This window comes from Paenibacillus qinlingensis, from assembly GCF_031455095.1.
GTDB lineage: Bacteria > Bacillota > Bacilli > Paenibacillales > NBRC-103111 > Paenibacillus_E > Paenibacillus_E qinlingensis_A.
The window spans coordinates 16,554-41,753 of record NZ_JAVDSB010000026.1 but is presented as its reverse complement, the minus strand read 5'-3'; the positions used below and the strand labels follow the sequence as shown (position 1 = coordinate 41,753).

The 25,200-nt window shown below is 45.6% G+C and carries 20 protein-coding genes; 16 read left to right on the top strand and 4 right to left on the bottom strand.

What is annotated here, in order from left to right; genetic code table 11:
* Positions 1–28: 28 nt before the first annotated feature.
* Both J2736_RS32185 and J2736_RS32180 read right to left on the bottom strand, forming a co-directional pair.
* Positions 29–334, bottom strand: coding sequence for a hypothetical protein (locus tag J2736_RS32185; protein ID WP_310502641.1), 306 nt, complete (start codon positions 332–334; stop codon positions 29–31).
* Positions 335–499: 165 nt separating this feature from the next.
* Entirely contained in the window at positions 500–1,474 is a 975-nt protein-coding gene (locus J2736_RS32180) for an aldo/keto reductase family protein (RefSeq protein WP_310502640.1), read from the bottom strand.
* Positions 1,475–1,671: 197 nt separating this feature from the next.
* Between J2736_RS32180 and J2736_RS32175 the strand changes: the two genes are divergently transcribed.
* Both J2736_RS32175 and J2736_RS32170 read left to right on the top strand, forming a co-directional pair.
* Positions 1,672–2,550: a TolB family protein gene (locus J2736_RS32175; RefSeq protein WP_310502639.1), complete on the top strand. Its 879-nt coding sequence runs from the start codon at positions 1,672–1,674 to the stop codon at positions 2,548–2,550.
* 312 nt (positions 2,551–2,862) lie between these two features.
* Positions 2,863–3,546 carry a DUF559 domain-containing protein gene (locus J2736_RS32170; RefSeq protein WP_310502638.1) on the top strand — a complete coding sequence of 228 codons (684 nt, stop codon included), beginning with the start codon at positions 2,863–2,865 and terminating at the stop codon, positions 3,544–3,546.
* A gap of 335 nt (positions 3,547–3,881) precedes the next feature.
* Here the strand turns inward: J2736_RS32170 and J2736_RS32165 are convergent, their stop codons facing one another.
* Both J2736_RS32165 and J2736_RS32160 read right to left on the bottom strand, forming a co-directional pair.
* The gene (locus J2736_RS32165) at positions 3,882–4,493 is read right to left on the bottom strand and encodes an SGNH/GDSL hydrolase family protein (protein ID WP_310502637.1); all 612 of its coding nucleotides are present in this window, start codon (positions 4,491–4,493) and stop codon (positions 3,882–3,884) included.
* 21 nt (positions 4,494–4,514) lie between these two features.
* Positions 4,515–5,927: an FAD-dependent oxidoreductase gene (locus J2736_RS32160; RefSeq protein WP_310502636.1), complete on the bottom strand. Its 1,413-nt coding sequence runs from the start codon at positions 5,925–5,927 to the stop codon at positions 4,515–4,517.
* 169 nt (positions 5,928–6,096) lie between these two features.
* On the opposite strand from J2736_RS32160, the gene J2736_RS32155 reads away from it, so the two are divergent.
* The 14 genes from J2736_RS32155 (at position 6,097) to J2736_RS32090 (ending at position 25,198) form a co-directional block, all read left to right on the top strand.
* Positions 6,097–7,167: a LacI family DNA-binding transcriptional regulator gene (locus J2736_RS32155; protein WP_310502635.1), complete on the top strand. Its 1,071-nt coding sequence runs from the start codon at positions 6,097–6,099 to the stop codon at positions 7,165–7,167.
* Between the two features lie 71 nt (positions 7,168–7,238).
* Entirely contained in the window at positions 7,239–8,855 is a 1,617-nt protein-coding gene (locus tag J2736_RS32150; protein WP_310502634.1) for a response regulator, read from the top strand.
* Positions 8,856–8,872: 17 nt separating this feature from the next.
* On the top strand, positions 8,873–10,756 hold the full coding sequence (locus tag J2736_RS32145) for a cache domain-containing sensor histidine kinase (protein ID WP_310502633.1): 1,884 nt from the start codon (positions 8,873–8,875) through the stop codon (positions 10,754–10,756).
* A 215-nt stretch (positions 10,757–10,971) separates the two neighbouring features.
* Positions 10,972–12,462, top strand: coding sequence for an alginate lyase family protein (locus J2736_RS32140; protein WP_310502632.1), 1,491 nt, complete (start codon positions 10,972–10,974; stop codon positions 12,460–12,462).
* A 97-nt stretch (positions 12,463–12,559) separates the two neighbouring features.
* A complete protein-coding gene (locus J2736_RS32135) occupies positions 12,560–13,426 on the top strand; it encodes an AraC family transcriptional regulator (RefSeq protein WP_310502631.1) in 867 nt (288 codons plus the stop codon).
* Positions 13,427–13,537: 111 nt separating this feature from the next.
* A complete protein-coding gene (locus tag J2736_RS32130) occupies positions 13,538–14,797 on the top strand; it encodes a hypothetical protein (RefSeq protein WP_310502630.1) in 1,260 nt (419 codons plus the stop codon).
* Positions 14,798–14,854: 57 nt separating this feature from the next.
* Entirely contained in the window at positions 14,855–16,135 is a 1,281-nt protein-coding gene (locus J2736_RS32125) for an FAD-dependent oxidoreductase (RefSeq protein WP_310502629.1), read from the top strand.
* Positions 16,136–16,293: 158 nt separating this feature from the next.
* Positions 16,294–17,259 carry an ABC transporter permease gene (locus J2736_RS32120; RefSeq protein WP_310502628.1) on the top strand — a complete coding sequence of 322 codons (966 nt, stop codon included), beginning with the start codon at positions 16,294–16,296 and terminating at the stop codon, positions 17,257–17,259.
* 10 nt (positions 17,260–17,269) lie between these two features.
* Positions 17,270–18,145: a carbohydrate ABC transporter permease gene (locus J2736_RS32115; RefSeq protein WP_310502627.1), complete on the top strand. Its 876-nt coding sequence runs from the start codon at positions 17,270–17,272 to the stop codon at positions 18,143–18,145.
* A 78-nt stretch (positions 18,146–18,223) separates the two neighbouring features.
* A complete protein-coding gene (locus J2736_RS32110; RefSeq protein WP_310502626.1) occupies positions 18,224–19,780 on the top strand; it encodes an extracellular solute-binding protein in 1,557 nt (518 codons plus the stop codon).
* A gap of 135 nt (positions 19,781–19,915) precedes the next feature.
* Positions 19,916–21,700 (top strand): cache domain-containing sensor histidine kinase, encoded by a 1,785-nt coding sequence (locus J2736_RS32105; RefSeq protein ID WP_310502625.1) that lies wholly within the window; start codon positions 19,916–19,918, stop codon positions 21,698–21,700.
* Complete coding sequence (locus tag J2736_RS32100; RefSeq protein WP_310502624.1) at positions 21,697–23,193, top strand: response regulator transcription factor; 1,497 nt, start codon at positions 21,697–21,699, stop codon at positions 23,191–23,193. The genes J2736_RS32105 and J2736_RS32100 overlap by 4 nt, the downstream gene beginning before the upstream one ends.
* Before the next feature lie 154 nt (positions 23,194–23,347).
* A complete protein-coding gene (locus J2736_RS32095; protein ID WP_397342109.1) occupies positions 23,348–24,307 on the top strand; it encodes an ABC transporter permease in 960 nt (319 codons plus the stop codon).
* A gap of 21 nt (positions 24,308–24,328) precedes the next feature.
* Positions 24,329–25,198: a carbohydrate ABC transporter permease gene (locus J2736_RS32090; protein ID WP_310502623.1), complete on the top strand. Its 870-nt coding sequence runs from the start codon at positions 24,329–24,331 to the stop codon at positions 25,196–25,198.
* Positions 25,199–25,200: the final 2 nt, after the last annotated feature.

Sequence of the window (25,200 nt, the reverse complement as noted above, 5' to 3'; positions counted from 1 at the left end):
TGACACGAGGATGTGTCGGGTGGTCTCTTTAACGAGCCAACACCTTAATGCCCATCACAATATTCCAAATAAAGACGACCAAATAAGCAAGCCCGGTTAATATCAACGGAATAATGAACTGTGACATGTGACCGCCATTCACGATACTGTTTAAACCCAATAGCCAGGTAAGAATGAAGCCTGCAATGGGTAAGCAATGGGAGAGGAACGCCCATTTCGCATGATGTTTAACCTCATGGTCCGTAACAACGAAATAAATAACAATAGGCAATAGAAATGGAGCAAAAAATACACTGAAATAGCTTAAAGCGGATAATATTTGCCGGTTATCCATAAAAGCCTCCCATTTTCTGATTTGTTAGATATGAAGTAATACGCCTCTTATTGGTTATTTATTACAAGACTTCTACTGGGAAATAACACCTATTCTATCATAAAAAGCCGTTCCTATGGTCATTTGACCTTAGAAACGGCATCTTTTGCTTTGCTTATTTGGGTATTATCGTGCTGGAGAGAAGTCGGCAACTTTTTTCAAAATAGTCTCAATCTGCTCCAATGTCTCTGCTCCGAGTGTAACGTTCACAGCCTTCACGTTTTCCTCGATCTGCTCAGGTTTGGTTGCACCAATCAGCGCGGTACTAATGCCTGGTTGGCGAAGAACCCATGCTATTGCAAGCTGCGCTAGGGACATGTCTAGCTTTTGTGCAAGTTCCTCCAGCTCATGAACGGTCTGGAGAATATGGTCGTTGAGATAGCTGTTAATGATGCTATTTACGGAGTTGTTCGCAGCACGACTATCGGCTGGTAGTGGCTGTCCCAGCTTATATTTGCCAGTCAGAATCCCTTGTGCAAGCGGTGAAAAAACAACTTGTCCGAGTCCTTTTTGCTCGGAGACAGGAAGTACCTCGCGCTCAATATAGCGCTCGAACATATTATAGATCGGCTGATTCGAAATCAGCGGACGAAGACGAAGACGCTCAGCGATGCTTGCGGCTTCCGTAATTTGAGCGCCGTTCCATTCGCTGACGGCGGGGTAAAGAATTTTGCCTTGCGCGACCAAATCGTCCAGCGCACGAAGCGTTTCCTCCAGCGGTGTGTGAACGTCGTACCGATGGCAGAAATAGATATCGACGTAGTCCACGCCAAGTCGTTTCAAGCTGGCATCGCATTGCTCGAAGATGTGCTTGCGGGATAAACCGCGATCATTCGGGCCATCGCCCATCGGGAAATACACCTTCGTCGAGAGCACATAGCTCGAGCGATCGTACCCTTTTAGGGCGGCTCCCATGGCTTTCTCGCCTTCACCACGATTATAAGCATTCGCGGTATCGAAGAAATTAATGCCGCTTTCAAAAGCTTTCGCGATGCAAGCATCTGCGGCTTTTTGCTCGGCGGCTGTTCCATATGTAAGCCAGCTTCCTAAGGCGATTTCACTTACTTTTAACCCGCTGCGTCCCATATTTCTATACTTCATCTGCTAGAATCATCCTCTCATCATCCTATTGTTGCTGTAAGTATAAAGGAGGTAGGGTTGGCCGACAAGAACGCACTATTAGTTCACTTAGTTACGTGGAGTTAAGTAGTGGGATTGGGCCCTGAGCCCGCCGGCAATAAGATTTGACATCATTCTGAGCGAACTCTTATGATGGTCTTAAAAGGACGGTGAGCCCAATGAATACGCTGCAGCAGCCTCGCAAGCGTGAAGAACGGAATGTGATCAGCTTTCTTGAAATTGTGCATGTGGAGACAGGAGAACGGCAAGTACTGGCCGAGTTCGATGACTTGATTGAGGCGCCGAATTGGACGCAGGATGGCGAGAGACTCATCTACAATCAGCGAGGCCTGCTCTACGCCTATGAAATCGCTACTGGAGAGAGTAAAGTGATAGACTCTGGCTATGCGAACTGGTGCAATAATGACCATGTGCTATCACCAGATAATAAGCAGATTGCCGTTAGTCATCACACGGAGGAAGATGGGCAGTCACGTATTTATGTTCTTCCTTTGGCAGGTGGACCACCTGTTCTGATTACGCCGATGGCCCCTAGCTATCTGCATGGGTGGTCGCCGGATGGGCGTCAACTCGCCTATTGTGCTGAGCGCAATGGCGTGTACAATGTGTACACCATTTCCGTCGTTGGCGGTGTGGAGCGGCAGCTTACGGATGTGCCAGGGCTGGATGATGGCCCCGAGTATTCGCCCGATGGTCAGCATATCTGGTTTAACTCGACGCGATCCGGTCTCATGCAAGTATGGCGGATGAAGGTGGATGGCAGTGAGCAGTTGCAGATGACCTTCGATGAGAGCAATAATTGGTTCCCGCACGTAGCCCCGGACGGGAATACGGTTGCTTTTATCGCCTATCGCAAGGGAGATGTGGAACCTGCTGCGCATCCACCGAATAAAGAGGTGGAAATTCGTATCATGGCCAGCGCGGGAGGTCCTTCACGGCTGTTGGTCTCACTGTTTGGCGGACAGGGAACGATCAACGTGAACTCGTGGTCGCCGGATAGTCGGCGATTGGCGTTCGTGAGCTATAAATTGAAGTAGCTGTAAGGGCTGCTAGAGACGGTAAGTCCTTCGATAGGTCGAGGGGCTTATTTTTATTTTGCTTCTTGTAGTCCTTGGCGTCTACTCCCCGCACCCACTCGCGACTTTCCATCCCGCCAAATTAACTGCAGGAAATCCAGTTAAAAAGTATATTGTTAACTGCTCGTTAAATCGCTGTGGATTCTAGATTATCAGGGCCGAGGGCTAGTCATTCATCGCAAATTCCCTTATAATGACAATTGAGTGACGAAGAACGTCCCGTTCCATTCAATTGAGTGGCTGCGGGGCGTTTTTCTATTTTTCTAGAGAGGAATGAGCAAAATGAATGTTGAGGAAGAACATGACATATTTATTCGAAAACATTTGGACAATCGTAGTGGGGAGCGTCGCGGAAGATTGGATAGAGGACATGGGCATGGGGAGGCGCTATTTGCGAAACAAATTTGGTGGATCCTACGTGGGGACTTCGAAAATCTTCACCCTGAATATGAGGTACTTGATTGGCGCGGACGTTCTTACTTTGCGGATTTTGCGTGGTTGCCAGGTTTTGTGAAACTGATTATAGAAATAAAAGGCTATGCCTCGCATGTTCGTGATTTGGACAGGCAAAAATTTTGCAATGAATTAAATCGTGAAACGTTTCTTCATGCGATGGGGTATCAAGTCATTTCTTTCAGTTATGATGATGTTGAGCAAAGGCCAGAGCTGTGCATAACCTTGCTTCGAATGGTGATAGCGAGATATCAAGCGAGTTCAACGCCTGTTCCACGGGCTCACATGGCAGAAAAAGAAGTCCTTCGTCTCGCCTTTCAGCGTGCAAAGCCGATTCGGCCGAAGGATGTGGAGCAGCATTTTGATATTGATCATCGGACAGCAGTCATGATGCTGAAGAAGCTTTGCTCGAGAGGCTTGCTCACGCCAGCTTATAGTGGGAAGGGGCAGCGTATCGTTAAGTACGCGTTAGTTGGAAGTGGCTTGCTCGCAAATATAGATTAATGGAAAATATACAGTTAATTTATCGAGAAACCATCGATTTATTCAATTAAATGGAAAGTATGCAGTTAATTTCGAGGGAAACAACGAATAGTGCCTAAAGGGCTAAGAATAGATGGACTTTATCCATTTATTCGCAAATAACAGGCTAAAGTCGCTGAAATAGCTGGATAAAATCCAGCTATTTCGCATCTTTACCTGATCTAGTATCACCCCTCCCCGCCGCCACACATTTCCACCATTCACCTGCCTGCAACTGCTCTCCCACACTAGTCACTCACTCACGAAAAAACAGCCGCCGCAGGTAGCTAACCCCACGACGGCTGTTTCCTTATCTTTTATAATCGCAACAAAAAAGGCACAATCATATCGGCAATCCGCCGATGCCCAGCCTCATTCGGATGCAAGCCATCCGATGTGAAGTGCGGTAGCGTCAGCTTATTCATTCCGCTCTCCGCGTATAGATTCAACACAGGCAGCGCATATAGCTGGCCAATCTGCTGAATCGCGTCCACATAATCAACAAGTCGATGCCCAGCGGCATTGACATAGAAAATGTCATACTGATCTTTGTCACGCTGCAGCGGCGTCCACAGGCTTAACCTGCACGTCGGATTTCTCGTCAGTATGTCCTCAACCAACGTGGCATACGCACCGTGGAACGTATACACGTCTGTACTGCCAAGCTCGCCTATCGGCTTATCCAGCCGAAAATCATTCACGCCTGCGAAGATGCTAACGCAATCCAGCGCAGGGTCAATCGTCCGGCCAACATGCGTCGTAGCACCATAGTCACGATCGCCGCCGGCGGTCATCGGACAGCCGCTTTTACCATAATTAAAAACGCTCGCAAAGCTTAGCGCTTCCTGAACAATCGGCTGGTAGCCGCCTGCTTCCGTAATGCTGTCACCGAGTGTTCCCCAGGTTTTTCCTGCCCATTTGGTTACCATACTGGCCAGTCACTCCTTCAATTAACACTCATCCTCGAACTTAACAGCACCCGCAGCGACTTCCTGTACCGCATCCGCCACACCAGGGTTTTCGCCCAGATAAGCGCCTTGCTCAATCAACTTGCGTTGCAACGCAGGGATGGATACTTCGCGGAAGCCAACTCCATCAACGCTTGCCATTGAAGCAGCAACGCCTGCGGCTTCTCCCATCGCAAAGCAGTTCGGCATAACGCGAAGCGAACCTTGCACGGGACGATCGGATGAAACGGAGCGTCCAGCGACGATCAGGTTCGATTTACCTTGTGGAAGCATACAGCGATAAGGCACGCCGTGAGATTTTCCTTTTGGCAAATGTTTAATCGTCATCGTAGAGCCAGCGTTGGCCAAATGGATATCAATGAAATAGGAATTGCGCGCGATATCGTCCTCGAAACTACGCATCGTAAGGAAATCTTCCACAACCAACGTATAGTCACCTTGAATGCGGCGTGTTTCACGAATGCCGATCTGGTCGCCGGAGTGGACGAGGAAAATATTTTCGAAGCCAGGCACGTACTTTTTCAGAAAACGAATCTGGGTTTCGATCAACTGACGGCCTTCAATCGCCGCGCGAGTCAAATCTTCGGCTTTCGTGCCATCAATGTTGAAAACATGACCAAAGTTAAAGCCTACAACGGAGTTGGAAATCCAGGCCATGCCAGAGATCCGTTTGCGGCCTTCAGGCAATTCTCCTTTTTGCTGGGCCAATGTCACGAGCTCTTCAAGTTGCTTATGCTGACCACTTTCAGCAATATACTTTTCAAATCGTTCCTGATCCGCACCAGTCACGACATAACACATCGTACCTGGCTGCAGTTCACCATTTTCCCCGCCAACTTGGAAAGGAACACCAGCTAATGCAGCAAGATCGGCATCGCCAGACGCATCGATGTACAGCTTTGCTTGCACAACCGAACGTCCGGATTTATTGCTAATGACCAACCCGCTAATGCGATCGCCATCGAGCAGCACTTGATCCGCAACGGTATGGAATAGCACTTGTGCACCACTAGCTAAAACTTCGGCATCATAGACGCGTTTGAGCGTTTCTACATCAATAGGTACCCAGTCCAATTGCTTTTCATAACGGTTCAGAAAGTCTGAACCTGCGGCATGCTTCATTTTCTCAAGTAGATCTAGTCCAATCCCGCGAATAACAGGTTTCTCACCATCTGTATAGGGACAAAATGCAGGTACTAAAGCAGCAGTTCCCATGCCGCCGAGATAGCCGCGTTGCTCAATTAATAGTGTACTAGCACCATTACGAGCGGCAGCGATAGCAGCTGCGATACCTGTAGCACCGCCGCCAATGACGACGACATCAGGTGTGTGACTTACGCTAAGTTTTTGAGCAGGTATCGTAACGGTTAAGTTGTTAGTTGTTGTATTTGTCATTCGAATAGGCCTCCTAGTGTCTTTGCTTTCATTATAGATCGCTGCTTGTTAGGAGATAGTTTAATTTTTGTTTCATCTAAAAAGTAAGCATGATATAGTGAGTTTGAATCCTGTCATATCCGTAACGTTCTAACCTTTCTCGTCATACTCAGGAGGTGAACCCTTTCCTATGCCAACCCGTAAAGCAGTCACCTTGAAAACCATCGCGATAGAGCTTGGCTTAACGGTGCAAACTGTGAATAAAGCATTGAAAGGCAAACAAGGCATGTCGGAAGCAACCCGTCAGCTCATTGTTCAGACTGCCGAGAAGCTCGGCTATTATACGATGGATCAAATTCGCAGCTTAAGACTCGACCATATCGCACCTTATCCGAATGAACGGCTGCGGTTCCTCCTCATACAGACAGCGGAATCCGTGTCATATAACCGCCTGCTGCTACAAGGACTGCAAGAACGTTTCTTCTCCTTTGGTCATCGGATTGAGCTACTCATGTTGCCGCAGCGTGTCAAGCAAGAGAAGATGGGCAAATGGCTGGAGGAAGCAGGCGTCCAATATGCGGATGGTGTTTTTATTGCACCGAGCATTTTGCCTCAGGCGTGGGAAGCAGCACTTTTTAACCTGCCTATCCCTCGAATTTTACTGAGTTTTCCACCAACTGGTGTGAAAATAGATAGTGTGATCTGGGATGTTTATGAAGCGACTTGTCAAGCGGTCGCCTATATGCGAGGTCAAGGACATGAGCGCATCATGTATGTTGGCGATATTCAGATGCAGCGAGGATCGATTCTACGTTGGCAGGCTTTCAACTATGCGATGCATGCATCCGGTATTACGATCATACCTACTGAGCACAGCATCGGACTGCGCGATGTAGATATGCAGTGGTGTAAGCAACTCGCCAGTCAAATCGCACACCATAAACCCAGCGCCATTATTTGTGGAATTGATCATGAAGTAGCTATCGTGCATGATATTTGCAAGGAGCTCAACTTACGAGTCCCCGACGATATTTCCTTAGTTGGATTATTAAATGAGCAGCTCGATACGCTGCCGGAATTCACACGACCGCTTCTACCGATTGCACAAACGGGATATCGTGCAGCGGATCGCATGCTGTGGCGGATTGCGAATCCGACATTACCTTTTGAACATATTCGTATTCAAGGTGAGTTTCATGTAGGTCTTACAACAGCTCCTGTCCTTCGCAAGGGTCCCATAATATCTCACCAGAAATCATAAGATCTTCCTATGTCCTATGGCTTAGTCCAAGTTATAATGTAGAGAACTGCTAGTAGGGAGGCCGACATCAGATGTATAAACTTGTCATTGTAGACGATGAACCGACCGTTCGTTTCGGATTGAGTAATTATGTTGACTGGAAGGCTTACGGAATTGAGGTTGTAGGCGAAGCAGATGACGGTGACGTTGCGCTAGAAGTGATCGAGCGTGAGAAGCCGGATATCGTGCTCACGGATGTGCGAATGCCTAATATGGATGGGATTCAGATGTCCAACCAGTTAAGTGGCAAGTTTCCTCATATCAAAATTGTGTTTGTCAGCGGCCACGATGATGCTGAATATTTGAAATCCGCGCTAAAGGTTAAAGCGGTTGATTATATGTTTAAGCCCGTCAATTTGGGTGAGTTAGAGATTGTGATCGAACGATTAGTAAGCGCTCTTAATGCGGAGCATCACGAGCGTAAGCTCATTGAGGACATGCAGGTCAAACTGATTCAAAGCATGCCCTTGCTGAGGGAAAAATTTCTCATGTCCCTGATACGTGAAGGGGTTATTTATCCTAGCCGTGTGCAAGACCGTATCGATTTTCTTGGATTAAACTTGCCAATGGAGGGAGCCTATTGGGTCATCGCCATTCGAATTGATGATGCAAGCGAGGTAGCGCAAACCCGCTCCGAGAGAGATCAACAGTTGCTTTCGTATTCCGTTTTGAATATTGTGCAGGAGCTGATAGAACGAGATATTGGCGGCTATGTGTTTGAAAATCAGATCGGTGAATTCGTAGGCATTCTACGCTTGACGCAGGAAGATGATCAGGAAAGCCAGCTGTTCACCTTAGCGGAGGAAGTGCGTGAGAGCCTTCATAATTATTTGAAAATCAGCGTGACGATTGGTGTAGGGGAACGGATTTACAAGCTTGCGAGCTTGCCACAATCGTACTTACAAGCGAAGGAAGCTTCTGACCAGCGTTGGTTTCTTGGCAAAAATCAGATTATTTCCATGGATAATTTGGAACAAGATCAAGAAAGCGTCTATCGATTCGATGCTGCGCAGCAAGAGCGGATTGTGTCTTCCCTGAGGTCAGCCGATAACCTAAAAGTACAGGAGGATTTGTACGAAATCTACATTGCGCTTTCACGGAATCGGACAGATGGCATTGCTTACGGACGCAACATCAGTCTACAACTGCTGCTTCTAGCCAGCCGGATCCTGTTGGAGCTGCATGTCCAGAAAGGGGATCTCGAAAGCAAAGAGAACGAACTGCTGTCTAAAGTATTTCAACAAGAAACGTTAGGCGCATTACGCAGCCTTGTGGAAGCGTATTTGCTTGAGGTCTGTGAGCGAATTAGTGAGAAGCGTAATGGCAAATCTAAGAATGTGATCGAGCGTACACGATCCATTATTGACAAACGGTATGCAGAGAACCTGCAAGTGGGGGATATTGCGACGGAAGTGTTCTTATCTACGACATATTTGTGCCTGCTTTTTAAACAAGAGACTGGGGAAACGATTAATGAATATATGACGAAGGTTCGCATCGAGCAGGCGAAAGCACTCTTGAAGGATCCCGCCAATAAGTTCTATGAAGTATGCTATGCGGTAGGGTATTCGGATCCTAGTTATTTTAGCAAGATTTTCAAAAAATATACGGGATACACGCCGAGCACCTTCCGCGATCAAGTTATGTAAAGAGAGTAGGGGCAAGCATGCACTTCAAGAACAGAAGCTGGGCGTTTATTACGATGATTTTCAAAAGTGTTCTTGCAGCGAGGCTGTGGCTGATAGCTTATGTAGTGTTGATTATAATTCCAGCTTCGATTTTTCTATATGCCTATTCGCAGCGATATTCGCACATTCTGGAAGAAGAAGTGACGCGTTCGATGCTGCAAACGTTGAAACAGGCTGAAATTAATTTGGATCATCAGTTCGATAACTTGCGGGATACGTCCAATTCGTTGTTTACGAATGTTAAGCTGGTGGAGTATTTAAATAACTCATCCTCTTACAGCGAACAAATTGATGCTTTAAAAGAAATGCGATTATTAATTGATAATATCCAGATCAATACGAATGTGTTTCGTGTTCGACTGTATGTAGATGAGCAAAAGCTATTCTCACATGAGAAAGTAAATTTTTTCACAATCGAAACGCTTATGACACGTCCTTGGTATGAGAAAGTCAAATCAGCTAGCGGTCGTCTCGTTTGGACAGGTGTTTATGATGAGAAATTTATTGAAAATCCAGAGGATACCAAATTTATTTTTTCGGGCATTCGCCTTCTAAGAGACCCGAATCATTATGACAATGTATCAGGTTTCTTATCCCTAGACGTAGAAGCGAAGACGCTTGAAAATATTGTGGCAGGTATCTCGCTGAACAATGACCAGCGTGTCTTTATCGTAGCTCCGGATGGTTCCATTGTGTTTCACAGCGATAAATCCTTATTAGGGACAAAGCTAGAATCGAAAGCGGTTTTACAAGCTATTGAAGCAAATAAGGAAGGTGTATCGCCAATTGTTGAAAATGATACGCAACAATATGTCGTTTACACCACGATCGATGCTACAGGTTGGAAACTGGTTGCCGAGGTCCCCAAGAAGGGGATTAACTCAAGGGCTGCCTCATTAAATCAATTTTCGAGTGTTGCTACGTTAACAGGGGTGACGATACTATTCCTGATCCTCGTTTTCATTTTATTAGCCTTTATCGTTCGTGGCATGAATCGCCGCGTCCAGACGGTGATAAGAGCCATTAAACGTGAGGGTGTGGCTGGCCTGGAGGAAAGGACGGTCACATCGGATGGCGATTTTAATCTACTAGAAAAAAGTGTGGATCATCTCATCCATCGTGTGAAGGATTTAATGGAGGAAACCTACAGATCGAAGGTACAAGAGCGAGAAGCGCAACTGCGTGCCCTGCAAGCGCAAATTAATCCGCATTTTCTCTACAATACATTAGATACGATTAATTGGATTGCCATCGGACATAAAGTGCACGATATTAGTCATATGATTGACGGGCTTGCTCGTTATTTTAGGTTGAGCTTAAATAAAGGGAAAGATGTCGTAACCGTTACGGATGAGTTGGAGCTTGCAAAGGTATACCTAGAAATTCAACAGTCGCGTTTTCCCAAAAGCTTCGAATTCGTCTTTGAGCTAGCAGGGAAAGATGAAGCTGAGGAAGAAACAAGAGGAGGACATACATTAGAAACATGTCTCATTCCTAAACTCACTTTGCAGCCAATTGTAGAAAATGCCTTACTTCATGGCATACGTAAATCCAAAGGGAAGACAGGTAAAATTACGATTCGTGCTTACATCGAAGAGGATAATTTATTCTTATCTGTTACCGATGATGGTATTGGTATGGATCCTGATTTTGCCCAAACCTTGCTTACAGAACCTAGGCCGGCTATGCGAACAGATGGTTCTGGCAGCTCGTATGGTTTATACAATGTCAATGAGCGAATTCGTTTGTTCTCCGGGGAAGCCTATGGGCTAAGCATTCAATCTCAGCTAGGAGAAGGAACCACGATTACAGCGAGATTTCAATTACAGCAGCAAATTATCGAACCTAATAGCAACAGCTAGCACCAAGAGCATTCCTAGAGCATTCCTCAATTGATGGAGAATGCTCTTTTGGTTTAGTGATATACTCACGAAAACCTTAGGATTGCACCAGAAACAGGAATATTACCTTCTACCTAACATTTTACGACCTCGATATAATTGTTCTCAAAGAGGTGGTGTAAGCGGTTTCTACTTAGATTTACGCTTGAATGAATGAAAATTAGGAGGTAGGGTTGATGATGAAAATACGAAAGTTTACGATCGGCTTAGCGGTGGCGTTATCCTCTATGATGGTTTTCTCAAGTGCTGCGATGGCATACACACATACTGGAGGTATTACGACCGAATATGATATCGCTTTCACGAGTAGTAAAGTGACAGCGAATCAATCGCCTTGGAATAGTGCTTATACGAGTATGTTGGCGGACGCCAATGCGGGGCTACTCGTTACTAGTCATGCCACAGCAACCTGGAATATACCTAATGCCTATTCCGATCCAACGGGACACCAGGCTGGCAAGCTGCCAATGGAAATTGACGCCAAAGCAGCGTACTCGACGGCACTTGCTTACCGCTACACAGGTAACACAGCTTATGCCAATAAAGCTAGAGATTTAATTAATAGCTGGGCAACGACCAATACCAACATTACGGGATCAGATGCTCCATTGGTAACAGCTTACTTGGCTGTTGGCTTAATTAAAGCCGCTGAAATAATCAAGGGCTACTCCGGCTGGAGCAGCACAGACCAGAATCAATTTATTGCCTGGGTAACCAATGAATGCTTGAACAAATGGGATGCGATTGGTCAGCGAAACAACTGGTGGGACTGGAGTCTGTATGCGCAGTTGTCATTTTATCATTTCACAGATAACAGCACAGCCTTTGCAGCAGAAGTTGCTAACCTGAAAACCCAGATCGATACGTCAATAGATTCACAAGGCTTTATTACGGATGAAACAACAAGAGGCGCTAATGCCATGTGGTATCACTATTTCGCACTTGCCCCAATAACTGCGGCAGCCGAAATTGTGTACAATGATACCGGTGAAGATTTGTATAACTGGACCTCACCAAACGGCAAAAGCATCAAGCTGGCATTAGACAAATATTTCTATTATGTCAATGGACATGTGGCAGAATGGCCATATGGCGGAACGCAAAATTTTGCGAATCCGATGGTAGCCAATAAATGGCCAGTGGATCTTTTTGAAGCAATGGCTGAAGTGTATCAAGATCCGAATTACGAAAGCTACGTTGCTCCTTATCGTCCCATTACAGCCAATGTTAACAGCAACAGCGGTTATTACTTGTCCTACTCGTGGATGTATCCGACTTTGCTGAAGTCCACGACCAAAGTGGAAGCAGAAAACTATAGCGGACAGTCTGGTATCGTCGTAGCTGCGACTGCAGATGTTGGTGGAGGCAGCAAAGTCGGTCAAACCGCGAATAACGATTACGTGTACTACAATAACGTCAATTTCGGAAGCGGTGTCTCCAATATTCGTTTCAGATACGCAACGGCGAATACGAATGCTACTTTGGAACTGCGCAGTGGAAGTACGACGGGGACATTATTGGGCTCAGTCTCCTTAGCAGGTACGGGGAGCTGGACATCCTACAAGACAGCGACAGTACCTGTAACAGGAGCGAGTGGAATGAAGAACCTGTACATTGTATTCAAGGGCGGAACTTCCGTCGCTGATTTAAATTGGTTTACCTATTAAATATCCTTCTAGGTATGGAAAACCTTATTCTCTGTTTTTTAACAGTGGTTAAGGTTTTTCCGTCTCATACTGGGCGGGTTGAAAGGAAGCAAAGGAATTGGCAGCTGAATCCATTCTAAATCAAGATGTAATACCACACATTCGATACGCTGATCAGTTGTATTTTAAACAGTGGAATACGCACGCGAGAATCATTACAGATTATTTGCTGCTTTACGTACAAGAAGGTTCAGCAGAATTAACTATTGATGCGAATACACATATTCTGAAGCCGGGGTATTTCAGTTTTATTCAACCTGGTATTCTGCATCAGCTCGAATCGGAGTCGCCTCTGACTGTTTTGGCGCTCCACTTTGGGCTGCTTCCGTCCGGAGGTGGGGAGCGGCCGCCAATGATTGTACCCGTCGAGCTTGTCACTCCCCCTGTTATGACGAATATGCAACCCAACCTCACGACTTTTGCAGACATTGCTGTGCCTGTCGTATTTAAGTCAACCAGAAACGAGTGGATGGCAGATGTCTTTCAGCAAATCATTGAGCATTGGAACCGAAAAAATGTCCTCGATCTCCTTCAAGCACATGTACATGCTGCAGAAATCATCTTGGAATTATTTAAAGAATATACGCCAGTAGACAGCTCAGAACACAAAAGCTCATCCTCTTTACATTGGGTACCTGCTTACATGCAGTATCGGTTGTCTGAGCCCCTTTCTGTGGAGGAAATGGCCCGAAAAGCGCTTATGTCCCGTTCTTATTTCTCTCTGATATTTCGAAATCAATTCGGAGTTGCTCCTCATCAATATTTGTTGAAGCTGAGGCTTAATTATGCGACTGACTTGTTGCGTGGCACCTCCATGTCGCTGCAAAGCATCGCTGACAGTTGTGGATTTTCGAGCGTGCATCATTTTTCAAAAATGTATAAACTTCGATTTGGATGTCCGCCAAGCCAATTGAGACGCGAATAAACGAAAAAGACGTTTTGATAAATCAAAAGCGTGTTTTGATAAAGCCAAATGAGGCTTTCTCCACCTATAATGGTGCCATACACCCTATACTTCAAACTCAGGGAGGCCAATATGATCTCGTATGCAGGTATTACAAATCCTTTCGGTACTGGCGCTTATAGTGTAGAGCAGAACTCGAAGGTGTTGCGAAGATACAGGTATATCCATGAGCAATTGTTCCGCTTAGGAGCGGGGCAGCTTCCAGCGAGAGCCCATTGGCATTTGAAGGCAGCGCTAGGCAAGCATCTTTATGAGGACGCAGAGGCGGCAGGTTCACTCCGTTGGCGCATTCTAGAGCTTAGAACTTCTCCAATGCTGTTGCAAAAAGATCCAAATGTAACACTTACCTTGCTTTTTGAAGAGTTAATTCATGCGGAAAGCGATATAGAACTGCTTGTCGGCGTGTATAGGGTAATGAAACCGGCCTTACTGAAAGCATATACACAACATATGACAGATACCCAGCCCCTTGTCGATTATCCGACGGTACGTCTGCTAAAGTCACTTTCCTCCGATTTACGAGAACAGATCGAGTGGGGAGAGGGCATGATTGAGGCCTTACAGCGAGAAGGGGAATCGTTAGAGCTATCTGCGGAATTCGAAACCAGAATTCTAGGCTATTTAGAAGCAGCCGGAGGCATTAGCGGCGAGCACGGTACTTCCACGCATGTTCCTGCCAGATGGCGGTCGGGCAACGTGTATGAAATGCCGAAACAGGCTGTACGGGATGCGAAAAGAATGGGGTCACCCGCAATGGGACGTACGGCTATACCGAATCTGCCGGATGATCCAGTGCAAATCCGATTGATCCAAATGATGAAGGCCAGACAAGAGGAAATGTCCGCAGTAGAGAATCTGGCTAGCGTCATTTATGACCTGAAGCTTATGCCTTGGGAGTTTTATCAGGATTTGGCACGGCATCTGTGGGATGAAGTAAGACATGCGTTGTTTGGTCAGGCGGCGCTTGAGGCAGAAGGAATCGATTGGATGGCGTTGCGGCAATACGTCGGCGGCTATGATCCAATTATCGGAAAGCTTCCCGCTCAGCGATATGCGCTCTTGAGCATTGGTTTTGAGGAGAAGGCGATGAGGCGTCCTGGCAAAATTGCCGAGTACGAATTCTGCCGTGACGATGCCAAACACCCGTTGATGGAGCGGTTCCAAGATTACGACTGGGCCGACGAAGTGACGCATGCTGCTTTCGGCCGCAAGTGGACGCCGGAGATGTTCGGCGAGGACCTGGATTACGTTAGACAGGTTGCGGAAGTGGATATGGCGGAACGGGAAAAGTTTTTCCAAGCCTGGGCGAAGCTGCAAGAGGCTGAAGGCTAACCACACAGGGACTTTCCAAACTAATAACTAACTTCATTTAATGAAAGAAGGATGACGATGAGCAACCAACCAACTCAAACTTATGATTTTCAAAGAAAGATTGAAACGTACGATTCAGCTGATGTCGTTGTTATTGGCGGTGGACCTGCTGGAACAGCAGCTGCCATTAGTGCAGCGAGACTAGGAAAGAAAGTTACTTTGTTGGAAAAATCGGGCCAATTGGGCGGTATGGGGACGCTCGGGAACGTCAGTGTTTTTATGCCGATTGGTAATGTAACTGGTATTTACCGTGAGATGATTGCCGAAGCACTGGCCGACCATTTGCCTAAGGATCACGATGTGTCGATTGCTCCGCAATATTCACCTTTCATTCTGAGACAATACTTAAATGAGAAAATGAAGAAGGAAGGCGTTCAAGTCATCTATCATGCTGAGTTCATCGGCACGGTGAAGGAAGATCGAAGCGTGAAGGCTGTCATTGTATCGACGCGTGAGGGACTGAAAGCTTTTGAAGGCAAGCAGTTCATCGATTGTACGGGAGATGCAAGAGCAGCATTAGATGCAGGTGTACCTTACACGTCCGGACGAGATGAAGATGGCATGACCCAACCCATGACATTGATGTTTATGATGCAAAACACAGGTAAGCCAGTAGCGCAAGTTTTGCCTGAAGGCTGCTATCTATATAATGAAATATCGGATCTACCTCAGGGCCGCCGCTTATACTGGGAACGAAACAATGACGGAACATTGCTGGTGAATATGACGCGTGTCAAAGGCAATGGGGCGAAAATTGAAGATGTCAATTACGCGGAAACTGAGGCATTGAGACAAGTGTTTTCTGTCGTCAATTACTTACAACGCAATGGATTTGAAACCTACACACTCTCGCATATCGCGAATCAAGTGGGAGTCCGGGAAACTAACCAGATTCAAGGTCTATACACATTAACGGAGCAAGATGTTGTCCGCGGGACACGCTTTGCGGATGTGGTCGCACAAACGAACTACGAGATCGATATCCATAGCCCTGATGGTAAAAAAACGACAGATGAGCGAAAGGTTGATGGTTACGACATCCCTTACCGTTGTATGGTGACAGAACAGTTGGATAACCTACTGGTAGCGGGACGGTCAATATCAGCTACGCATGTAGCGATGTCCTCCATGAGGGTACAGGCTACTTGTTACGCGCTAGGGCAAGCCGCAGGGATTGCGGCATCCATCGCGACGGACGATTCCTGCCCCGTTCAGGATGTATCGATCGACACGCTTCACAATGCGCTGAGCAGTCAGAATGTAATCTTTTATAAGCAAGGGCAAGTGTCGCATCAATAAATAATAAACGTTATGAGAAAAGCCGCCTCTTCGGTAAAGAGGTCGGCTTTTTTTGCGAAATACCATAAGATTGCACCAGAAACAAAAATATTACCTTCTACAAGTCCACTCTGGCGACCTATATAATTGACCTATAAGAACACGGAGGTGAGCCATTCATGAGTGTTACCCTAACAGAGATTGAACAAAAAACAGCTCACGCCAAGCCGAAAACTAAAGGCAGTGGACGTTGGAAGCTTATTGTAACTAATTATGATTTATACCTATTATTAGTGCCAGGGTTACTATTTCTTTTTCTATTCAAGTATGCGCCTATGTATGGGATTATCATTGCTTTTCAAGACTTTAATATTTTCGATGGCTTTGCCGGAAGTAAATGGGTAGGGCTGGATCAATTCGAGAAGCTCATTCATTCCGAAGAGTTTTATCAGGTTTTCATCAATACCTTGTTAATCAGTCTCTACAAAATCGTACTTCTATTTCCGTTACCGATCATCATTGCACTTTTCCTGAATGAGGTTCGGAAAGCTTTCTTCAAGAAGACGATTCAAACGATTATATTCCTTCCGCATTTCTTATCATGGGTTATCATATCAGGGCTATTTATTAATATCCTGTCCCCGTCAGGCGGTCTAGTAAACAATGTTATTGCTTGGTTCGGAGGGACACCGATCTCCTTCTTCCTGGACAACCACTTCTTCCGAAGTGTGGTCGTATTTACAGCAGGTTGGAAGGAATCGGGCTGGAACGCCATTATTTTTATCGCAGCTATTGCAGGTATTGAGCAAGAACAGTATGAGGCTGCTTCCATTGATGGTGCAGGCCGCATCAGACAAATGATCCACATTACGTTACCAGGTATTGTTCCAACGATCATTCTGATCTTAATTTTACGCATGGGGTATCTGCTTGAAGCAGGTACGGAACAGATTCTGACCATGTATAACTCTGTCGTCTATCAATCCGGAGATGTCATCGGTACTTTCGTTTATCGACAAGGGCTTGGACAACAGGATTATAGCTTTAGTACAGCAGTAGGGTTATTCAACTCTCTTGTTGGTTTTATCCTGATTATAGCAGGGAATGAACTCAGCAAAAAACTAATCAAACGAAGTATATGGTAGGGGGGAAAGTATGCATAAGAAAACGCTTGGTGATTGGATTTTTGACTGCTGTATTTATCTAGTGTTACTGCTGTGCGGCTTAGCTACTTTGCTGCCACTAGCCAATATTTTGTCCAAAGCGATCAGTGATGAATCGGCTGTTGTATCGGGTAAAGTAGGGATTTTCCCAGTCGGCTTCCAGCTGGATACGATGAAGTATGTTGTGTCCTCCAGCCAGTTCCTTAGCTCGATTTGGATTTCACTCTTGATCACGGTTGTAGGTACAGTGCTTGCGATTGTGGTGACGGCACTAACAGCTTATCCTTTGTCCAAAAGACATCTTCCCGGTATTTCCATCATTATGGTGTTGTTTATATTCACGATGATGTTTAACGGCGGTATTATTCCAAATTACTTGCTGATGAAACAGTTGCATCTCATCGACAGCTTATGGTCACTGATGCTTCCAGCACTGATTAGTGTATTCAATATGCTAGTTATCAAAAGTTATTATGAATCCTTACCAGAAGCACTTGAAGAATCAGCCAAAATGGATGGCGCTCGAAATTTCACGATTTTATGGCGGATTATTATTCCTTTAAGCGTACCGGTAATCGCAACAATTGCACTTTTCTATGCGGTTTATTTCTGGAATGACTATTTCCATCCTATGCTTTACATCAATGACTCAAGTATTAAGCCACTGCAACTCTACTTGCGTGATATCGTCATGGATGCTGACAGCTCCAGTGCGGCGCTCAAAAGTGTCGACGATATGATGAACGTATCACCGGAAGGCATTCGAGCTGCAACCGTAATCGCTTCGATTATCCCGATGTTGCTCGTGTATCCATATTTGCAAAAGCATTTTGTCAAAGGTGTACTTATTGGGTCCGTAAAAGGGTGAATTTGCATTAACGCCCTTGATGTTATCATCAAGGGTTTAATGATATATTAAACACAAGACTAGGGAGGGTTTACACACATGTTAAAAAACAAAAAGAAAATGATGCTTCTAGCTGTAGCAGCGAGCTTATCTGTAACATCTCTTGTCGGTTGTGCTTCCAAAAGCACGGATACAGGTAGCAGCACACCAGCACCTGCTGGCACAGCAGCCGCAAGTACTGCTCCAGCTGGACCAAAGCCAGAATTGAAATCGCTTCAAATTTGGCAAAAGGATGATTATAACACATATCCAGTAGCTAAATACCTAGAACAAGCAACAGGTTATAAAGTGCAATATGATATGTTGCCACAAGATAAGCCACAAGACAAACTTAACATTTTGATTGCTTCTGGTGAGCCGTATGATGCAATTACAACGGTCGGATCAACTGACTTCAAAGCCCTATATGCGGATTATGCTAAAAAAGGCGCTTTAACAGACTTAGGACCGCTAATCGACAAATTTGGTCCGAACATTAAAGCAGCTATTGACCCTACCGCTTTAGAAGCTGCCAAAATAGATGGGAAATTGTATGCGGTCCCAACAAAAACAACGCCATTTGCAGGTGAAAGTTTGTACATTCGTCAAGACTGGCTTGACAAAGTAGGTATGAAAGCGCCTACAACAACAGACGAACTTGTTGCTGTTCTTAAAGCGTTCAAAGAAAAAGATCCTGGCGGAAACGGTGATAAAAATATCCCTTTAACCGTCAAAGGTGAAGCTCCTATTATCCCTAACATTGCTGGTGCATTTGGCATCGCGAACTTCTGGAATGATGTGAACGGCAAGCTAACACCGCGTGTGTTGGATCCTGCTTATAAAGATTACGTGAACTTTGTTGGTGATCTGTTCAAACAAGGCTTGCTCGACAAAGAGTTCGCAGCTAATAAAGATGCAACAGCCAAAGAGAAATTCTCAAGCGGTAAAGCAGGTGTTATCATGCTTCACTGGGCTGATGTACCTACCATTAATGATGCATTGATCAAAAATATCCCTACAGCCAAAGCAACGTATATTCCAACGCTAAAAGGTAAAGATGGAAAAATGGGTTTAAGTGCTTCTGCAGGATTCGATCGTATTACTTATATTCCTAAATCTTCGAAACATGCGGAAGATGCGATCAAGTGGATGAACGCTAAGCTTGAAAAAGATACGTTCAGAACAATGGCGATTGGTGAAGAAAATAAACATTTCACGTTAAAAGATGGCGCTTATACACCAATTCTTCCAATCTTTACGGATGAGCGAAATCAAGCTAACAACTTCTTGACGGGCACAGACGATAAAATCTATCCGACTTATTGGCAAGCACGTGTTCGTAAAGATATGCGTTTGTTCGATGCATGGAACTTCATGAACACAATTCAACCAGCAAATACGAGAATCATCGATCCATTAGGCTTTGCTCCTTACCTGCCTGAATTCTCTAAGAATTTCCAACAGCTGAACACAATGGTTAACGACTACACAACGAAGCTAATCTTTGGTGCTGAAGCGATTACAGGTCTTGAAGCATTCCAAGCGAAATTCAAAACTTCAGGCGGAGATGCAAGCTTCAAAGAAGTGAACGATTGGTACGCAACTGCGAAGAAATAAGTCATGCTTGGTAATATACGCAAACCTCTGGTACTTGTACCAGAGGTTTTTCTATATAATTTTCGAGAGAAAACGTATAATTTTCGAGGCGTTAGAATCTCCTGTAAGCTATAATACGTGTACGGGGGTGTGCACATGTTCAAGAAGAATTTATCGTTTAAACTCATCGCCTCGTTATCCGTGTTGATTATGGTGATCTTCCTCATTTCTGGGTATGCCACCTATACCGTTTATCTCAAACTTTTTACGACGGAAATTAGCAAACAGTTCGCTAAGGCCAATGAGCAAGCAACTGCTCGTGTCGAAACACAAATTCAGAATCTATATAAAGCGACGAATTATATCGTATTCCATCCCTACATTGAAGATATTCTTAGGCGCTCAGCAGAGCGTGCCGATGATACTTTCTACAACCGATTACTCGATCAGGACGAGCTTACGAAGCTGCTGAATCAGATCTCGATTGATGAACCCAAGCTTTCCAGCATGTATGTGTACAATACGAAAGGCTCCGGCTATTTTTTTGAAAATAATGCAGGTACCGTCATCCCCCTCAGTGATGCCAACTATGCAGCAGTTCTTCGCTCCTTAGAGGGATCTAACGGTGAGCTGGTGTGGCAGCCTTTGAAAATATCGAGCATCGAAAGCTCCGGCTATCGCAACGTGATCTCGGCGGCACGCTATATGAAGAACAAGAAGCAAGAGCTCTACGGCAATCTGATTTTATTTTACGATCAATCCATCTTTGGTTCGATTCTCGATGAATTAGCCAGAGGTGAGAATGCGCAGGTGATCTTGCTCGATAGTAATGATAAAGTCGTGTATACAAATGTGAAGCCTAATAGCAACTTTACGTTAGAGGACCTGTTACACGTACCAAACTCCCAAATAGTGAAGTCGAATGGGGAGTCGATCCTCGTTAGCCGCAATAAGACGCAAGACTCCGGGATGACACTCATCAGCACCTTATCACTGAAGTCCATTAACGAGAAGAGTCAGGTTATTTTCCAAATCGCCCTCTATTCAGGTCTTGTCAGTATATTACTAGCTTCTTTACTCATTTTCTTCACGGGCAAAAGATTGCTCAAACCCCTGCACACATTAGTTACGGGGATGAAAAAGCTCCGCAGTGGCCGCTTCGATACGCGGATTCGCATCTCCACTCAAGACGAGCTCGCGTTTCTAGGCCATAGCTTTAATGAAATGGCAGCGAATATTGAGTCGCTTGTTGAGGAAGTGTATGAACGTAAGTTGAATGAGCGGGAAGCTGAGCTTACAGCGCTGCAAGCCCAATTGAATCCTCATTTCCTTTATAACACTTTGGATACGATTCATATGAAGCTGTACCTGGGTGAGAATGACGAACAGGCGGCTCAGTTGGTGCTTTCCTTGTCTGGGCTGCTGCGCTATGCGCTGCAGAATCCGAATGCCTATACGACCGTAAAAGATGAGATTGAACATATTACGAAATATATCCATATTCAAAGTGTACGGATTGGCGGCAGACTCGAGACGTTCATTCAAGTAGACGAGGAAGCGGAGCAGCTTCCAGTTATTCGGCTCATTTTGCAGCCGCTGGTGGAGAACGCTTTCGTGCACGCTTTTGCTCAAATGTCCAAAATCTGCATTCTGCGCATCAAGGTGTACATTGATCAATCCTTATTATGTATTGAAATTAGTGATAATGGTCGAGGTATGACACAGGAGAAGATGGATACAATCATGCAGCTGCAGCATCGCAGGCTAGAGGAGCCAAAATGTGCCACTGGTGGAATTGGACTGAAAACCGTGATCAGACGTGTCAGTCTTATGTATGGTTCTCCGTATGGATTAGTTATCCACAGTGAACCTAATGCGGGCACGACGATGAAACTAATACTCCCCGTTCAAACCCAGATGGAAGGAAGTCGGCAGCGATGAAAGGGAAACTGTTACTTGTAGACGATGAGCATCTCATACGCAGGGGCTTGTCTAAAATGATCGAAGCAAGCCATGCCGGTTGGACTGTCATTGGTGAGGCTGAGAACGGTGTACAAGCTTTATCTCTCATCGAAGAGCTTGAGCCGGATCTGGTCATTACAGATATTCGCATGCCCGAAATGGACGGCGTCGAGCTTTGCCAGCGCATTTCTGAGTTAGGCCGCTCAATCGACGTGATGGTGCTAACAGCGCATAAGGATTTTGAATTTGCACAAGCGGCGCTACGCTATGGGGCCATTGATTTCCTGCTGAAGCCAATCTCCGCTCAAGAATTGGTACCTCCACTGGAGAAAGCTTATCGTTTGTATGCGGAGCGACAAGAGCAGGCTGAACGCAGTCAACTAGAGCAAAATCGCTTGTTCGAGCATCAAATTCAGTCATGGCTGGTGGGCCTCCCGATGGATGAAGATGCAGTGGCACGTCTGCAAATGACCTGTGAGGGTAGACAGCTATTGGTATTTGCAGTCGACACTTACACACCGACATCCAAAAGCTATCGGCGCGAAGACGCGAGACTGCTGCAATTTGCCTTACTGAATATGATGAAGGAATGGCTTACCATCTCGCAGTTATCTGGCAGCATTACGAATGTGAAGCACGATGTTTTCGCTGTGCTGACCGATAAATCTTACTCGCTCACCTCCTTCGAGCTTGGGTTGGTGGCATCCACACAAAGCCTGCTCGGCTTAACACTCCGGTCAGAAGCTTATGAGAGCGTACGCCCTTTATATGGTCATTTCGCTTCTTATGAGGGGAGCGGCAAAGCGGAACTGCAGATCCCTGATCATGCTGCTCGGAGCAAAAGCATCCAAACCGAAGTGATGTCCTTCATCGTACAGGGAAAAACAGAACAGCTGCGTGAATACTTGGAGATGCATCTCCGGCAAGTGACCGAGATGAATGTGAACGATGCTAAAATCGAGGGACTCAGCACGGCCTTGGCACTTGCCGCAGCAAGTAAGCGGGCCTTGGATGGAGAGGACGCCGAAGAGAAGGGGCTCGGGGAGTGGATTGAGGCGCTGCAGCCCATTCGATTATCCATCGAAGTCGCGGAGTGGCTATCCAAACAGATACAGGCCTTTATGTGGCTGTTAAATTCGTGGCTTGCCGGTAAAAATGTCAACTTACTGGATAAAGCCATCGCCTATATGGAGCGAAATTACGAGGGAGCTTGCTCCATTCATGATGTCGCCCAGCATGTACATCTCAGTGTGAGCTACTTTAGCAACCTTTTCAAAAAAGAAACGGGCGAAAGCTATACCAACTACTTAACGAAGTTCCGTTTGGAGAAGGCGAAAATTCTGTTAAGCAATACGAATATGAAAATATCCGAAATCGCCGAATCGGTCGGCTACGAGGATCCGAACTATTTCACTACGGTTTTTCGTACTTGGGTGCATTGCTCGCCGAGTGAATATCGGAAGATGGGGTAGTTTGGCTATAAGATTAAAAGGCATGTAGCGAGTTCGCTGCGTGCCTTCTCTTTTTACTCCTTAATCTCCGTATAATTTTCGAGGTATTGCTTATCAGATTCAAGGTAGGTTTGAAACTTTCCTTCTATAATAAGAAGTAGAAAGGAGAGATACAATGAACCCAAATTCGGAGATACATACCACAGTCATGCCGAGTCAGCTGCGTAAAGTGAAAGCCAAATCTAGGCTTCGCTGGAAGGAAAGTTTACCGCTTATTCTCATGTTGATTCCCGGCATATTGTTCTATGTGCTGTTTAAATATTTGCCGATGGGAGGGCTCGTCATTGCCTTCAAAGACTACAATTTCACGGACGGTATTCTTCATAGCCCTTGGGTCGGGACGAAGAATTTCGAAACCTTGTTTAAACAAGACCAGACGTTGGATATTATCCGCAACACTCTTGTACTAAGCGGTTTAACGATTATTTGTGGGTTTCCCATTCCAATCGCGCTTGCGATCATGTTGAATGAAGCTCGTCGGATGTGGTTCAAACGGATCGTGCAGACGATTCTCTATTTGCCTCACTTTTTCTCATGGGTTATTGTGGGCGGCTTGATTATCTCCATCCTGTCGATTGAATCAGGCACCGTGAACAACTGGATCAAGCTTTCGGGCGGAGAGCCCTTCGCATTCTTATACAATACGAAGAGTTGGATCGCTGTGTTTATCTCTTCAGGCATATGGAAGGAAATGGGTTTTAATGCCATCATCTACTTAGCTGCATTAACGGCTATTGATCCTTCTCTGTATGAGTCAGCCAATATCGACGGAGCGAACAAATGGCAGCAGATTCGTTATGTGACGATTCCGGGGATTAGCACAACGATCGTCCTTCTGCTCATTTTACAGTTAGGTAAGGTAATGGAGATTGGTTTCGATCATGTGTATGTGTTGCAAAATTCATTAAACGCCAGTGTCTCCGAGGTCATCTCGACCTACATGTATCGCGTGGGGCTTCAAGGCGGGCAATTTAGCCTGACGGCAGCAATGGGGTTTTTCGAATCCGTTGTAGGCTTTGTACTTGTCTATTCTGCTAATGCGCTGGCTCGCCGTTTCGGACATGGATTATTTTAAAAGTGGAGGTGACATAAAAACATGAGAACGTCCTTCGGAGACCGCCTCTTTTTCGGACTTAATTATGGTTTACTGGCGCTGATCGCCTTGACCTGTTTGCTGCCTTTGCTGCATATTGCCTCGTTATCGCTGAGTCATACGCAGGAAATTCTTTCAGGCAGAGTCACGTTCTGGCCAGTTGGCTGGAATACGGATGCCTTTACGTCGATGATTGATGGGACACGGATGCTATCTGCTTTCAGAAATAGTGTTGTGATTACTGTCGTGGGTGTAGCGCTGAGCATGCTAGTTACGATACTGACCGCTTACCCACTGTCGCGCAAATTATTTCCCGGCAGACGCTATGTGACCTTGGCTTTGATTTTTACCATGATGTTTACTGGTGGAATGATTCCCACGTATCTCATTGTGAAAACATTCGGACTTGTGAACAGTTACTGGGCACTATGGATTCCCGCTCTCGTGAATACATACAATATGCTCGTCATGAAAACGTACTTCGAGAACATCCCAGATGAGCTGGAAGAAGCGGGTAAAATGGATGGGTGCGGGCAATGGCGTCAGCTGCTGCAAATCATTTTGCCATTATCAAAGCCTGTACTGGCGACGATCACGCTATTTTATGCGGTCAGCTATTGGAACTCATTTTTCAATGTGATGCTTTATATCAATGAATCCGCGAAATATAATTTGGCGGTCCTTGTCCAAAATATGATTCAAAATCAGCAGCTTCTGCAGGAGATTGTTTTAACAGGCGCCCAAGTTGAAGTTGTGCCGGAATCCTTGAAGGCGGCAAGTGTCATGATTATGATGCTGCCGATGATCGTGATCTATCCTTTTTTGCAAAAGTATTTCGTGAAAGGTGTTATGCTCGGCGCTGTAAAAGGTTAGAT

Excerpts from the sequence above, each read along its gene's own strand:
- J2736_RS32185 (WP_310502641.1), bottom strand. The coding sequence starts at position 334 with ATGGATAACCGGCAAATATTATCCGCTTTAAGCTATTTCAGTGTATTT.
- J2736_RS32180 (WP_310502640.1), bottom strand. The coding sequence starts at position 1,474 with ATGAAGTATAGAAATATGGGACGCAGCGGGTTAAAAGTAAGTGAAATC.
- J2736_RS32175 (WP_310502639.1), top strand. The coding sequence starts at position 1,672 with ATGAATACGCTGCAGCAGCCTCGCAAGCGTGAAGAACGGAATGTGATC.
- J2736_RS32170 (WP_310502638.1), top strand. The coding sequence starts at position 2,863 with ATGAGCAAAATGAATGTTGAGGAAGAACATGACATATTTATTCGAAAA.
- J2736_RS32165 (WP_310502637.1), bottom strand. The coding sequence starts at position 4,493 with ATGGTAACCAAATGGGCAGGAAAAACCTGGGGAACACTCGGTGACAGC.
- J2736_RS32160 (WP_310502636.1), bottom strand. The coding sequence starts at position 5,927 with ATGACAAATACAACAACTAACAACTTAACCGTTACGATACCTGCTCAA.
- J2736_RS32155 (WP_310502635.1), top strand. The coding sequence starts at position 6,097 with ATGCCAACCCGTAAAGCAGTCACCTTGAAAACCATCGCGATAGAGCTT.
- J2736_RS32150 (WP_310502634.1), top strand. The coding sequence starts at position 7,239 with ATGTATAAACTTGTCATTGTAGACGATGAACCGACCGTTCGTTTCGGA.
- J2736_RS32145 (WP_310502633.1), top strand. The coding sequence starts at position 8,873 with ATGCACTTCAAGAACAGAAGCTGGGCGTTTATTACGATGATTTTCAAA.
- J2736_RS32140 (WP_310502632.1), top strand. The coding sequence starts at position 10,972 with ATGATGAAAATACGAAAGTTTACGATCGGCTTAGCGGTGGCGTTATCC.
- J2736_RS32130 (WP_310502630.1), top strand. The coding sequence starts at position 13,538 with ATGATCTCGTATGCAGGTATTACAAATCCTTTCGGTACTGGCGCTTAT.
- J2736_RS32125 (WP_310502629.1), top strand. The coding sequence starts at position 14,855 with ATGAGCAACCAACCAACTCAAACTTATGATTTTCAAAGAAAGATTGAA.
- J2736_RS32120 (WP_310502628.1), top strand. The coding sequence starts at position 16,294 with ATGAGTGTTACCCTAACAGAGATTGAACAAAAAACAGCTCACGCCAAG.
- J2736_RS32115 (WP_310502627.1), top strand. The coding sequence starts at position 17,270 with ATGCATAAGAAAACGCTTGGTGATTGGATTTTTGACTGCTGTATTTAT.
- J2736_RS32110 (WP_310502626.1), top strand. The coding sequence starts at position 18,224 with ATGTTAAAAAACAAAAAGAAAATGATGCTTCTAGCTGTAGCAGCGAGC.
- J2736_RS32105 (WP_310502625.1), top strand. The coding sequence starts at position 19,916 with ATGTTCAAGAAGAATTTATCGTTTAAACTCATCGCCTCGTTATCCGTG.
- J2736_RS32100 (WP_310502624.1), top strand. The coding sequence starts at position 21,697 with ATGAAAGGGAAACTGTTACTTGTAGACGATGAGCATCTCATACGCAGG.
- J2736_RS32095 (WP_397342109.1), top strand. The coding sequence starts at position 23,348 with ATGAACCCAAATTCGGAGATACATACCACAGTCATGCCGAGTCAGCTG.
- J2736_RS32090 (WP_310502623.1), top strand. The coding sequence starts at position 24,329 with ATGAGAACGTCCTTCGGAGACCGCCTCTTTTTCGGACTTAATTATGGT.